This window comes from Dysgonomonas sp. HDW5B, from assembly GCF_011299335.1.
Classification (GTDB): domain Bacteria; phylum Bacteroidota; class Bacteroidia; order Bacteroidales; family Dysgonomonadaceae; genus Dysgonomonas_A.
In genome coordinates this window covers 3,771,042-3,784,049 of the sequence record NZ_CP049858.1, presented here as the reverse complement: position 1 = coordinate 3,784,049, position 13,008 = coordinate 3,771,042, and the positions used below count along the sequence as shown (strand labels likewise).

Below are 13,008 nucleotides of genomic sequence, written 5' to 3'. Positions count from 1 at the left end.
TATGAGATATAACAGTAAATATTCTATTCCCCTTGTACTCTTTCTAATATTCTGTAGCATTCAATTAATGGCACAGAGTATCTCTGATTATAACATAGTCTGGAATACTCAAAGTAAAAATTCTTCCGAAAGTATGCCTTGCGGAGGCGGAGACATCGGTATGAATGTCTGGGTAGAGAATGGCGATATACTTTTTTACTTTTCCCGAAGTGGAACTTTTGATGAGAATAATACATTACTGAAATTGGGTCGTATACGCATACGCCTTACACCTAATCCATTTGATGGAGGTGAATTTAGTCAGGAGTTAAAACTTGAAGAAGGGCATATTATTATAAAAGGAAAGAATAAGGCGGTTTCATCCGATATTCATATTTGGGCAGATGTTTTTAATCCAATTATCAATGTGGATATTTCCAATAATCAAAATTTAAAGACAGAAGTTTTTTATGAAAACTGGCGCTATCAGGACAGATTATTACGGAAGAACGAAAGTAATCAGAATTCCTACAAATGGGCTGCTCCAAAAGATTTAGTAACCAATAAAGACGAAATCCTGTTCGATAGAAATACAATCGTTTTCTATCATCGCAATTCCGCAGAAACAGCCTTTGATGCTACAGTTAAACAGCAAGGACTAGATGCCGTAAAATCTCAGATATTCAACCCTCTGGAAAATCTAACCTTTGGAGGAGTAATCACAGCAAAGGAATATAAGGCAAATAGTATTTCAGATGGAATATATGCAGATACCGACTACAAAGCATGGAAACTGGAGAGTGAAAGACCTCTTAAAAACAGTCAAATAAAGATACAGTTATATACCGCACAAACAGTAGATATTGCAGATTGGAAATCGGCTTTAGATAAACCTGCCATTTCCGATTTGAAGAAAAACGCAGCTTGGTGGAAAGAATTCTGGAACAGAAGCTTTATCCACATTCAATCCGATAAGAAAGATGATAAAGGTTTCGAAATAGCCCGTAACTATCAGCTTTTCCGTTATATGTTGGGTTGTAATGCGTACGGACAATATCCTACTAAATTCAATGGAGGGTTATTTACGTATGATCCTGTGCATACCGATAGTACTTTAAATTTCACACCTGATTTCCGTAAGTGGGGAGGAGGAACTCATACTGCACAAAATCAACGATTAGTATATTTCCCCATGCTGAAAAGTGGCGATACGGATATGATGAAACCTCAATTTGATTTCTATAATCGCATCCTGCCCACTGCCGAATTACGAAGCAAAACCTATTGGGAACATGGAGGAGCATGCTTTACAGAGCAAATAGAAAATTTCGGATTACCCAACCCTAGTGAATATGGCTGGAAACGCCCCGAATCGTATGATAAAGGAATGGAATACAATGCTTGGCTAGAGTATCAATGGGATACAGCTCTTGAGTTTTGTTTTATGATACTGGAGAAACAAAGATATACTGGCAAAGATATTTCGGAGTATATACCTTTAATCAAAAGCACACTACGCTTCTTTGACGAGCATTATCAATATCTGGCTAGACAACGAGGTCGTAAAACTTTGGATGAGCAAGAGAAGCTAGTCCTTTATCCGGGATCGGCTTGCGAGACTTATAAGATGGCTTACAATGCTACATCTACAATCGCAGCCTTGCAAACAGTTAGCTCCCGATTATTAGAGTTATCCGAAATACAATCTGATACTGTTACAAGAAACTATTTTACTGAATTTCTAAACCGAATACCGGAAATTCACACACGGGAAATTGATGGACATACCACTATTTCACCTGCATGGCTTTGGGAAAGGGTGAATAATGTAGAAACACCACAATTATATCCCGTTTTTCCGTGGGGGATTTATGGTGTAGCTAAACCCAATTTAGATATTGCCATGAACACTTGGAAATACGATAAAGACGTCATTAAATTCAGGAGTCATGTTGGATGGAAACAAGACGCTATCTGGGCAGCACGATTGGGGTTAATAGATGAAGCAAAAGATTTACTCATCAAAAAGCTGGAAAGTGCAGAAACACGTTTCCCGGCTTTCTGGGGACCGGGTTATGACTGGACTCCCGATCACAATTGGGGAGGCAGCGGTATGATTGCCTTACAGGAAATGTTACTCCAAACAGATGGGAAGAAAATATTTCTTCTTCCGGCATGGGATAAATCATGGAATGTACATTTCAAACTGCATGCACCTTATAACACAACAATAGAATGTAAACTTGAAAACGGAGAAATCATGTTGTTGAAGGTAACCCCGGAATGCAGGAGGAAAGACATCATTTTAATGTAGTCTACTTATTTATATTCCTCTCTATATTGAGTGGGCGTTTTGCCCGTATGTTGTTTAAAAATACGGTTGAAATACGAAATATTATCTATTGATAAATCGAATGCAATACTTCGAATAGGCAAGTTTGTTGTAAGTAGAAAAAGTTGAGCCTTTTCCATCTTCTTCAAGTTGATATATTTAGTAGGTGTATAATTCATTTCCTTTTTGAATAACCGAATAAAATGATCTTCGGTTATACAGGCAATATCTGCCAATTGATCGATAGAAATATCCTTATCTATATTTTCGTGTATGTATAAGAGACTTTTATTTATTCGAATATCTTTATTATTCGATTTCATTTTTATCAGTTCAAGAAATTTCGCCATAAGCTGATATAAAATACCTTGCGTTTCGATACTCGAATGTAAAGGCATCTTATTATTATTGGCAATATATTGAGAAAATATAGGCGGGTTATCGTATAACTGAGGATCGAAATGATGCAAGTACCTATCGGGATTTATTTCTAGTAATCGCTGTGTTAATGATAGATCCAGCAAGGAAGCCTTTATGCCTATCGGGAAATCGTACGTATCAAATATAGACTCCTTATTTATAACTTTTTCGTAAAAATGGATGTAGTACAACGAAAAATAACTGTCGCACTCATTATCATGCAAAGTAAACGGAGGTGTTAAATACAAATGATCAGGCTCCAGCAAATAAGTTTTGTCACCAATTTTTGTTTTGGCTCTCCCCTCTTTTACATAATATATACGGGCAAAAGGACTGCATACATTCTTCCAGTTCCAATTGGCATTCAGTTCCGAATACCCTACATTTAATAAGATAAGACTAAGTTCTTCATTCGATTTAAGCATATGACATGTCGTTTTAATATCACACCTGTAATATGTAAATATACTTATATTTAATCAATAAGAGATAATACGCCACGCACAATATCGATATTATACTACTTCTCCGTCGAAATAGTGAAAGGCATCGTCAGATATTAAATATATATTTGCTTTATCAGTAGTATGAAATAACCAAGAGGTCTTAGACCTTACTTTAATCTAACCATAATAAATATCATGAAAAAAAACAGATTTCAAGGCGAATGGCCTAAAATCGGTATACGCCCAACCATAGACGGTCGTATGGGTGGTGTACGCGAATCGCTCGAAGTTCAAACCATGAACATGGCTAAAAATGTAGCTGCACTAATCAGTAAGACCCTTAAATATCCCGATGGTACTCCCGTACAATGTGTAATTGCCGATTCAACCATAGGACGTGTACCCGAAAGTGCAGCTTGTGCCGAAAAATTCAGAAAAGAAGGTGTAAGCGTTACGATCACCGTTACCCCATGTTGGTGTTACGGTAGCGAAACGATGGACATGGATCCGCATACGATTAAAGCTGTTTGGGGATTTAATGGAACAGAACGTCCCGGAGCTGTATATCTGGCAGCTGTTTTAGCAGGACATGCACAAAAGGGATTACCCGCATTCGGCATATATGGTCATGATGTACAAGAATCTTCCGACACTACCATTCCTAAAGATGTTACTGAAAAACTTCTACGTTTTGCACGTGCAGGAATGACAGTAGCCATAATGAAAGGTAAATCATATCTGTCGATTGGTGCTGTGTGTATGGGTATAGCCGGTTCGATTGTAAGTCCCGATTTTTTTGAAGATTATTTAGGCATGCGTTGCGAAGGTATCGACGAAGTCGAAATCATACGCCGTATGACCGAAGGAATATACGATAAAGAAGAATACGAAAAAGCTCTCACTTGGGCTAAAGCAAATTGTAAAGAAGGCGAAGATATTATTAACCGAAAAGACCTCGCCAAAGACAGAGCAGGAAAAGATGCAGACTGGGAATTCGTTATCAAAATGGCTATTATTGTCAGAGATTTAATGGTAGGAAATCCTAAACTTAAAGAATTAGGATTTGGTGAAGAAGCCCTTGGACACAATGCTATTGCAGCAGGCTTTCAAGGTCAACGCCAATGGACAGATTTTTATCCTAACGGAGACTTTGCCGAAGCTATTCTTAATTCGTCTTTCGACTGGACAGGTGTTCGTGCTCCTTATATGTTGGCAACCGAAAATGATGCTTTGAACGGAACTGTGATGCTATTCAGTTATTTACTGACCAATACGGCACAAATATTTGCCGATGTTCGCACATATTGGAGTCCTGACGCGGTAGAACGTGTTACAGGAAAAAAACTAGAAGGTTTAGCGGCTAATGGAATGATTCACTTAATCAATTCGGGTGCTGCAACATTAGACGGTTCCGGTCAACAATCAGACAAAGATGGCAATCCTGCCATGAAAGCATTCTGGGATATCAGCGAAGCAGAAGCTAAAGCTTGCCTAGATGCAACCACTTGGATGCCAGCCAACCGTGAATATTTCAGAGGAGGGGGTTTTTCTTCCAAATTCCTTACCAAAGGAGGTATGCCTTGTACAATGGCTCGTCTGAACCTGATCAAGGGACTTGGTCCTGTACTTCAAATAGCTGAAGGATGGACAGTAGACATAGACCCTGCAATCCACAAAATATTAGACGACAGAACTGATAAAGGATGGCCTACAACTTGGTTTGTACCTCGTTTAACAGAAGATTCAAACTTCAAAGACGTATATTCTGTGATGAACAACTGGGGAGCAAATCACGGAGCAATCAGTTACGGTCATATCGGAGCAGATATAATCACTTTAGCATCCATGCTTCGTATTCCGATTTCGATGCACAATGTCGATAAAGAAGATGTCTTCCGTCCTGCTGTATGGAGTGCCTTTGGCATGGATAAGGAAGGTGCCGATTATCGTGCCTGTCAAACTTACGGACCTCTTTACAAATAAGGTCTGAAACCGTTTTTTGACACTGAATATAAACATTACTGTTAAATTATACTTAAAACAATAGTAACCATACACTAAAACGGATAAACATTACGTTTATTCGTTTTAGCCGTACGGATCAACAGCTGCGAGATTTCATCTATTCGCAAAGAATATAAGGAGTTATATAAAAGGAACAATAGATAGTTGTATAAGGTGTAATTCAGCATACGTTAAATTACTTCTTATTATACAGTGCCCCCTATTGCAAACCCGAACGACAGCTGTTAACCGAACATAAATACATTAAAATATACCATGATTACAGATAAACATTTTGCGGAATTTGTTGCACAAGCTCAACGAGTGGGAAAAGAACGCTTACAACTTTGCAGCAGTGGAAATATATCCTGGAGAGTAGAAGACGATATAGCATTGGTTTCAGGAACAGGCTCCTGGTTACCTCGTTTGACCGAAAACAAAATTGCAGCATGTCGTATTTCCGACGGAATGCCTATACAAGGAGTTAAACCATCTATGGAAAGTTCATTCCATTTAGGAGTGTTACGCAACCGAAAGGATGTTAATGTTGTTCTACACTTTCAGTCACAATATGCTACAGTAGTTTCATGTATGAAAGATAAACCGGCCAACTTTAATGTTATTGCCGAAGTACCATGTTATTGCGGTCGCGAAATTTCGGTTGTAGATTATCACAGACCGGGATCTCCCGAACTGGCAAAAGCAGTAACGGAAGCACTCGCAAATCACGACACAGCCATACTTAGCAAGCACGGACAAGTTGTTTGCGGTAAAGATTTTGATGACGCTTTCCAAAAAGCAGTATTTATAGAATTGGCTTGTCAGATAATTGTTAATGCAGGTGCCGGTAACTATTTAACTCTTACGGAACAAGAAATAGACGATCTTGATAAATATATCTTAGGCAAAACATCTAAATAAAGCACTTATGGCATATCTGGCTTTAGATTTAGGTGCAGGCAGTGGACGTGCCATCGTTGGTACTATTGTTGACGGCAGAATTTGCTTGGATGAAGTTCACCGATTCGAGAATAAACCTGTACGGTTGGGAGATACTCTGTATTGGAATTTTTTGTCTTTATTTGAAAATATAAAACAAGGTATATTTCTTGCCGTAAAAAAAGGATATAATCTCAAAGGTATAGCCGTTGATACATGGGGAGTCGATTTTGGTCTTATAGATAAATCAGGGCATCTTATTTCCAATCCTGTTACCTACCGTGACAGCCGTACCTCGGGTATGGCAAAAGAGGTTATGCAAAATATCTCAAAAGAATATCTATACGAAAGTACAGGTATTCAGCAGATGGAAATAAATACTCTTTTTCAATTATACAGCCTTTATTCTAAAAACGATCCATCGTTATGCTCTGCCGATAAATTACTTTTCACCCCCGATCTTATAAATTATTTCCTGACAGGAGTGGCAGCGAATGAATATACAATAGCTTCTACTTCTCAATTATTAAATGCAAAAACACGACAATGGGACGAATATACATTTCGTCAACTGGAGTTGCCATATTCTGTCATGGAAAAGATTATTCAACCGGGAGAAATTATTGGTAATCTATCCAAAGCAATAGCAGAAGAAACAGGAGCCATAAATGCAAAAATATTTTCTGTTGGTTCTCATGATACAGCCAGTGCAATAGGAGCTATTCCGGCAGACGGCGATAATTGGGCGTTTCTAAGTTCGGGTACATGGTCTTTGTTAGGCTTGCTTACAGATGAACCTGTTCTCACCGCCGAAGCTATGTACAACGATTTTACCAACGAAGGTGGAGTAAACGGCAAAATCCTCTTTATGAGGAATATCACTGGTCTTTGGCTTTTACAGCAGTTAATTGCCGAATGGGAGAAAAAAGACGAAAAGAAATACTCATATGAATATTTACTATCGGAAGCTATTCAGGCAAAAGCACTGCAAAGTATCGTAAATCCTGACGATGCGATATTTACGAATCCATCATCTATGAGCACAGCAATAGAAACTTACTGTGCTGATAATAATCAGACAGTCCCCTCAAATAAAGGAGAATTTGTGAGGTGTGTTATAGAGTCCTTGGCATTGAAGTATCATTTCGTAGTGAAAAAGCTGAACGAATGCTCGGGCAGGAATATCGAACAATTATATGTTGTGGGAGGAGGTAGTCAAAATGATTTACTAAACCAATATACATCGGATGCTTTGAATGTTGTAGTTTCAACGGGAATGACTGAGTCAACTGCTATTGGTAACATTATGCAGCAAGCTATTGCTGATAAAACTGTAGAAAACTGGCACGAAGGGCATGAAATTATAAAGAATAGCTTTATCCTTAAATCGTACTATCCCAAAGATAACCAAAGATGGTTAGAAGTTGCGGAAAATGTAAAACACTTATTTGTATAAAATATGAAAAAGAACTCGATGTTTACAGGAGAGAATGGAGTAAATTATTTATTTCCATTTATCCTAATCACCAGTCTGTTTTTCTTATGGGGATTTGCACACAGCTTACTAGATGTTTTAAATAAACATTTTCAGGACTCTTTGTCCCTTACCAAAGCACAATCGGGAGCTGTACAGGCAGCCGCCTATGGTGCTTATTTCGTAATGGCAATCCCTGCCGGAATTATAGCGCGTAAATTTGGTTATAAAGCTGGAATTATAGTTGGACTCACTCTCTTTGCAGCAGGGGCATTCTGGTTTGTACCCGCAGTAGGTATTAATACCTTTTGGGCTTTTCTCATAGGTCTGCTAATCCTCTTTTGCGGTCTTACATGCCTCGAAACAGTAGCCAATCCCTATACCATTGTATTGGGATCACCCGAAAAGGCAGCAAGTCGAATAAATCTGGCTCAAACCTTTAATGCTATCGGTTGGATTTTAGGACCTCTTGTCGGATCAATACTCATCTTTAACAATGAGTCCGAAAAATCTATTTTCGAATTATTTATTGAGGCTATAAAAAAAGTGTTTCTGGGAGCTACAGAACAGGTTCAGAATATTACAGCATCTGTAAACGAAAGTATGACCGATAATTCAGCTTTAGTAGCCCCTTATGTGGGGTTAGGCACAATTGTATTGTTGGTTTTGCTACTATTTATATTTGTAAAACTTCCTGAGATTAAACCTGAAAAAGGTTCGGGCGATGCAACTGCAAACCTCAATAATGAGCGGATTTCGAACAGACCATTGATACGCCAACGTCACTTCGTATTAGCTGTTATAGCTCAGTTTTTATACGTTGCAGCTCAAACAGGTATTGGCAGTTTCTTTATCAACTATACTATCGAAATACAAGCTTTGCAATTAAATGAAATGCAAGCCGGACTTTTATTAGGTCTTGGAGGTATGACATTATTTGCAATAGGCAGATTTTCGGGCAGTATGATCATGCAGAAAATAAAACCAGAAATACTGTTAGGTAGTTTTGCTCTTATTAATACATTACTTATGATTGTTACCATGACGAGTCATACACGTTTTGGTCTCATTGCTTTAATCACCAGCTATTTGTTTATGTCGATCATGTTCCCTTCTATTTTTGCATTAGGATTAAAACACTTGGGCGAAAAAACGAAGACCGCTTCTTCGATCTTAGTATTTACGGTAGTAGGAGGAGCTATTGCTCCCACATTAATGGGACTGATAGGAGAAACAAATATGAGCATTGGTTTTATTGTTCCTTTAGTTTGTTTTCTTTACATATCTTTCTTTGGATTTTTCGGAAGTTCGGTAAAACAATAATTACAGTTATAAAACCGAAAGCATTTTTTCATAAAAAGAGAGGATATCCCTTACAGATATCCTCTCTTCATTCATAGCAAGCTCTTTTCTTTGATTATTTTCTTTCGGAACTAATTTCAATAAAACTACTTTCTAGATTATCGGAACTTGCTTTCAATACAATCTTTCCTCCCTTTTTAGTAGACTGAACCACAGCTACCGCTTTGCCACTAAAGAGCCTTCTTTCGGGCTTTTTTAATGATAAAGAATCTGTGGGGTCTCCATTATCAGTACCAACAATAACACCATTACCTTCAAGCGAAAACTTCATTAAATTATCGGCTGTAGGAACAACTATCCCCTCAGCATCGACAACTTCAGCAGTTATAAAAGATAAATCTTTTCCATCGGCTGCTATTCTATTTCTGTCAGCTGTTAAACGAATAGAAACGGGTTTGCCTGCCGTTTTTATTTCTCTTGATAAAACTTCTTTTCCGTTTTTGCGAGATACAGCCTTTAAAGTCCCTTTATTAAACGGAACCCGCCAGCATACATGAAATTCATCATCCTTTTTAGTCCTTTTGCCTAACGATTGCCCATTGAGGTAAAGCTCTACTTCATCGGCATTATTGTAGTATGCCCAAACATCAACGAGTTGTCCCTCTTCCCAATTCCAATGAGGAAAGAGGTGCAATACATCTTTGTCGGTCCACTCACTTTGGTACATATAATACACATCTTTTGGAAAACCGGCTAAATCGATAATACCGAAATACGAACTGCGTGATGGCCACCAAAACGGGGTTGGTTCACCCAGATAATCAAATCCAGTCCAGATATATACTCCCGAAATATGATCGTATTTTTTTACCATTCTCCAAGTATCTTCGTGAGTTGTACCCCAAGGCACATGGCTGTTATCATACGATGAGCATTGATGTACAGGTCGGTCAAATGGTTTATCCCAACGTTCGGGCCAGATATTCATACTATCCGAGGGCATTATGTAATATCCGCGGGACATGAGTGCCGAAGTTGACTCGGTTATGATAAGCTTTTGATCGGGAAACTTTTCGTGGAAATTTACCCAATTGTTCTCATGATAATTAAATCCGATAATTTCCATAGCCTCCGAACGAAAGATATGATTACTAGGCTCTGTCTCATTATTACCCGATGTAACAGGTCGGGTTGGGTCGAGCTCTTTTACAATATCAGCTAACTTTAAAGCTAAAAGAGAATTTACATGTAAATCTTTTGATGGAATTGTTTTCTTATCCAACGTGTTGGCAAAATTTAAAACCATATTTGCCTGTTGTAAATCCAAAGTATCAGCATCTATATGCGACCATTGTTCCAAAATTTCGTTTCCAATACTCCACATGAATATCGAAGGGTGGTTACGGTCTCTAAGAATCAGATCTGTTAAATCACGCTCATGCCATTCGGGGAAATATTGAGAATAGTCATACGGTGATTTCTTTTTTCTCCACATATCAAAAGCCTCATCCATTACTATGAAACCCATTTTGTCACACAAATCGAGTAACTCAGGGGCAGGCGGATTATGAGAAGTTCGTATACCGTTACAACCCATTGCTTTCAGAATTTCCAATTGCCGTTCTATTCCTCTTGTGTTTACGGCTGATCCCAGACACCCCAAATCGTGATGATTACATACACCCTTTATCTTTACTGATTCGCCGTTAAGAGAAAATCCTTTATCTTTATCGAAAGAAAAAAAGCGTATCCCAATAGGTGTTTCATAAGTGTCTATTGTTTTACCATCCTGAGTAATTCGGGTAATTACTTTATACATATATGGATCATCGACCGACCATAAATGAGTCTGTTGCAGCTTCAAAACTTGTTCAGTAATTCCGACCTGCGAAGCCGCAATATTTACTGGAGCCTTTACTTGAAGAATCTCTCTTCCGTCGGCATCCACTAAAATAGAATAAAGCTCTATTGCCTGAGATGTATCAGTTACATTACGAATATTTGTGACAATCTTTATCTCTGCCGAATCTTTAGAAGCTACAGGTGTAGTTACATACGTACCGTTATAATCGACATGAACAGGATCTACTGTTACCAACCAAACATTGCGATATATACCCGAACCTGAATACCAACGCGAATTGGGTTGCTGAGAATTATCGACTCTTACGGCAATCGTATTCTTTTCACCAAACTTCAAATATGGCGTAAGATCATATCTGAAAGATATATATCCATTGGGACGCTCTCCTAATAAGTGACCGTTGACCCAAACTGTACTATTCCAATATATACCATCAAAATCGATATAAACGGTCTTTCCCTGTGACGATTTATCTAATGTAAATTCCTTACGATACCATCCGATTCCACCGGGAAGTGCTCCTCCGCCGGGTGTAGCGGGATTTGATAACGAAAAATCGGATTCGATACTCCAATCGTGCGGAAGGTTCAATACTCTCCATTGAGAATCATCGTATTCAGATTGACTAGCCAAAGCATCATCTCCGAGATAAAATTTCCAATTCTCGGTAAAGTCTGCTCTATCCCGTATCTTTTCGGGAGTTGAACAAGACAATAAAGTAAAAATCAAAATAAGCCCACAGAATACTTTCATATCTAATTCTTTATAATTGTATTACTTAACAGCACTCACTAAGGCATTTAAAGCATCTGGATGCACCTGCACTGCAGTACTCCTGTTAAATAAAGCAAAGCCTTTATCTCCTGTATTTCCGTTATCCCAATAAACAGGAATCAAACCGTTATTTTTTGCAGCCTTAGTTACATAGTTCAGATAGTAATTACGAGCTTCGATATGTTTAGCCTGTAAATCGGTTGACAACGATGTCCTCAAAATAGCTCCATACTCTCCTAAAACTACCGGAATACCTTTATCAACAAAATTTGTTTTCATTTTACCAAAAGCTTCGTCCACCCAGGTTTCTTGTCCCCATGCAGATACATCTCCTCCTACAAAAGGTTTTCCCCACTGAGTTTTATATGCTCCGTCTTCCTGTAATGCAAAATCGTATGGATCATAGAAATGAACTTCCGACATTAATCGTTTACTTGTACCATCCGTAGGCATTTTCAGATAACTTACAGCATAGTCTATGTTTGTATTATAAGCCTGTACGATAAGATTACGCCATGTATTGCGTCCTCCTGTAGCACGAATTGCATCAACAAAAGTTTGATTGTATGACATCTGAACAGTCAGATTTTCGGTTGATGGAGTATTATAATCCTTATGCACTTCGTTTGTGCCTGCAAATAATAAATGCTCATCATAATCACGGAAATAAATTGAAATTTGTTTCCATAAAGCTTTTTGCTTTATATTGACTGCCTCTTGCTTATCGTATGTAGGATTATTTTCTAACCATCCGCCATCCCAATGAATATTAAGAATAACATACATATCATTATCAACACAATAATCAACAACCTCTTTTACTCTTGCCAACCACGATTCTTTTATTTTATAAGTCGCCGCATCCTCAATATAACCACTCCATGCACAAGGAATACGAACGACATTAAAACCGGCAGCTTTCACAGCATCAATCAGTTTTTTAGATGTCATCGGATTACCCCACATTGTTTCTCCAGCACTTGTAGCATCACATGCTTCCATTGTATTTCCTAGATTCCAACCTAATTTCATCTTACCGGCTAATGTCAAAGCATCACTGGTCATGCCTGTTTTATCGGGATCAATATAATCGGGTTTAACAACAACGACATCTTTTGCCTTTTGAGAAATTGTAATAATAACATCGCTAAGTCCCTCAGCAGATACCGAAAAAGTACTACTGCGGTCTTCGTTTGTATCATTAGCATCTGCCGTTATAATAACTTTAGCATTGCCTTTAGTAGTTTGTATAGATGGTCTGCACCAATTAGATGTATAGTTAATTTTCCAGATCGTATTGCTGGCAATTTCGATAGTATTGGTACTCTCCACAGCATCAAAAGCCACAGTGGCAGAACTAACCGACAAAACAGGTACTATATCTTCCGAGGTTATATTATCGTCTGATCCACTGCAACTTTGTAAAAAAGAAAATACCATTATAATGGGTATAAAAAATCTGAATATTTTCATA

Annotated in this window: 8 protein-coding genes; 5 read left to right on the top strand and 3 right to left on the bottom strand. The window is 38.1% G+C overall.

Annotated elements, in window-relative coordinates:
• The first annotated feature begins 1 nt into the window (after nucleotide 1).
• Complete coding sequence (locus G7051_RS15500) at nucleotides 2–2,293, top strand: DUF5703 domain-containing protein (protein ID WP_166201678.1); 2,292 nt, start codon at nucleotides 2–4, stop codon at nucleotides 2,291–2,293.
• A gap of 5 nt (nucleotides 2,294–2,298) precedes the next feature.
• On the opposite strand, the gene G7051_RS15495 is transcribed toward G7051_RS15500, so the two are convergent.
• The gene (locus tag G7051_RS15495; protein ID WP_166201676.1) at nucleotides 2,299–3,156 is read right to left on the bottom strand and encodes an AraC family transcriptional regulator; all 858 of its coding nucleotides are present in this window, start codon (nucleotides 3,154–3,156) and stop codon (nucleotides 2,299–2,301) included.
• Between the two features lie 216 nt (nucleotides 3,157–3,372).
• Here G7051_RS15495 and G7051_RS15490 point away from each other — a divergent pair, with 216 nt between their 5' ends.
• From G7051_RS15490 to fucP, 4 genes are all read left to right on the top strand, one after another.
• Nucleotides 3,373–5,160, top strand: a complete 1,788-nt coding sequence (locus tag G7051_RS15490; protein WP_166201674.1) for an L-fucose isomerase — start codon at nucleotides 3,373–3,375, stop codon at nucleotides 5,158–5,160.
• Between the two features lie 297 nt (nucleotides 5,161–5,457).
• Nucleotides 5,458–6,102: a class II aldolase/adducin family protein gene (locus G7051_RS15485; protein ID WP_166201671.1), complete on the top strand. Its 645-nt coding sequence runs from the start codon at nucleotides 5,458–5,460 to the stop codon at nucleotides 6,100–6,102.
• A gap of 7 nt (nucleotides 6,103–6,109) precedes the next feature.
• Complete coding sequence (locus G7051_RS15480) at nucleotides 6,110–7,576, top strand: rhamnulokinase family protein (protein WP_166201669.1); 1,467 nt, start codon at nucleotides 6,110–6,112, stop codon at nucleotides 7,574–7,576.
• Between the two features lie 3 nt (nucleotides 7,577–7,579).
• Nucleotides 7,580–8,917, top strand: coding sequence for an L-fucose:H+ symporter permease (gene fucP / locus G7051_RS15475; RefSeq protein ID WP_166201667.1), 1,338 nt, complete (start codon nucleotides 7,580–7,582; stop codon nucleotides 8,915–8,917).
• A 94-nt stretch (nucleotides 8,918–9,011) separates the two neighbouring features.
• Here the strand turns inward: fucP and G7051_RS15470 are convergent, their stop codons facing one another.
• Together G7051_RS15470 and G7051_RS15465 are read right to left on the bottom strand one after the other, a co-directional pair.
• Nucleotides 9,012–11,513 carry a glycoside hydrolase family 2 TIM barrel-domain containing protein gene (locus tag G7051_RS15470; protein WP_166201665.1) on the bottom strand — a complete coding sequence of 834 codons (2,502 nt, stop codon included), beginning with the start codon at nucleotides 11,511–11,513 and terminating at the stop codon, nucleotides 9,012–9,014.
• A 21-nt stretch (nucleotides 11,514–11,534) separates the two neighbouring features.
• Nucleotides 11,535–13,007 carry a cellulase family glycosylhydrolase gene (locus G7051_RS15465; RefSeq protein WP_166201663.1) on the bottom strand — a complete coding sequence of 491 codons (1,473 nt, stop codon included), beginning with the start codon at nucleotides 13,005–13,007 and terminating at the stop codon, nucleotides 11,535–11,537.
• Nucleotide 13,008: the final 1 nt, after the last annotated feature.